This window comes from Ruminococcus sp. AF37-20 (assembly GCF_003460465.1).
In the GTDB taxonomy this organism is placed as follows: Bacteria; Bacillota; Clostridia; order Oscillospirales; family Ruminococcaceae; genus Hominimerdicola; species Hominimerdicola aceti.
Genome location: NZ_QTVE01000014.1, coordinates 52,471 through 53,405, shown reverse-complemented (window position 1 = coordinate 53,405; position 935 = coordinate 52,471). Strand labels below are relative to the sequence as shown.

1 protein-coding gene is annotated in these 935 nt (G+C 41.7%); it reads left to right on the top strand.

Annotated features, from left to right (window positions below; all coding sequences use genetic code 11):
* Positions 1–159 precede the first annotated feature (159 nt).
* On the top strand, positions 160–935 hold a 776-nt coding region (locus DW015_RS09770), incomplete at its 3' end, for a DDE-type integrase/transposase/recombinase (protein WP_242993264.1).

Below are 935 nucleotides of genomic sequence, written 5' to 3'. Positions count from 1 at the left end.
TGTAGTGCTACAATAGATATTGGACAAAAGTTCAGAAAAAAGAAAAGAGAGATAGGCAAAAATCTGATAGAATAAAGTCACCACAACAAAATTCAAAAGAAAAGGAGCCTACCTCTCATGACAAGTATAACACAAGATATGAAGTTTCGTCAATCCTTAATGAAATATTCAAGAAAATATGGTGTGAGCCGAGCAAGCAGGAAATACAACAAGGCTCGCTCATACATATATTTTTGGCTTAACCGCTGGGACGGAACCATTCAATCACTTGCAACGCAATCTAAAAGGCCGCATCATCACCCAAATGAACACACTCCAGAGGAAATAGCACTGATCCGCCGATTTCGTAAACGCAACCCGCAGCTTGAAGTCACAGAACTCTGGCACAGGCTAAAAAAGAAAGGCTATACAAGACGTGTAGAAAGCTTGTATAGAGTAATGAGAAGGCTTGGAATGTTGCCTGAAAAGAAGGAAAAGACAAAGCCTGTATCAAAGCCATATGAGCAGATGACACATCCCGGCGAACGTGTTCAGGTCGATGTAAAGGTCGTGCCTAGGTGCTGTCTTGCAGACCCGACAATGAAGTTGTATCAATATACTGCGATAGATGAATTTACAAGGCTGAGATTTTTGTACGGCTATGAAGAACAAAGCACTTATTCATCAGCAGATTTTGCAAGGCGCTTGGTCGAGTGGTACAAGCGAAGAGGGATAAAGGTCGAATGTATCCAAACAGACAATGGATTTGAGTTCACGAATCGTTTTTCTTCCAGCAAGAAAAACAGGCAGACGCTTTTTGAGGCGACATTAGAAAAGTTGGGAGTAAGGCATAAGCTTATACGTCCATATACTCCACGGCACAATGGCAAGGTTGAAAGAAGCCACCGTGAAGATCACAACAAATTCTATTCGTGCCATAGGTTTTATTCCTGCGA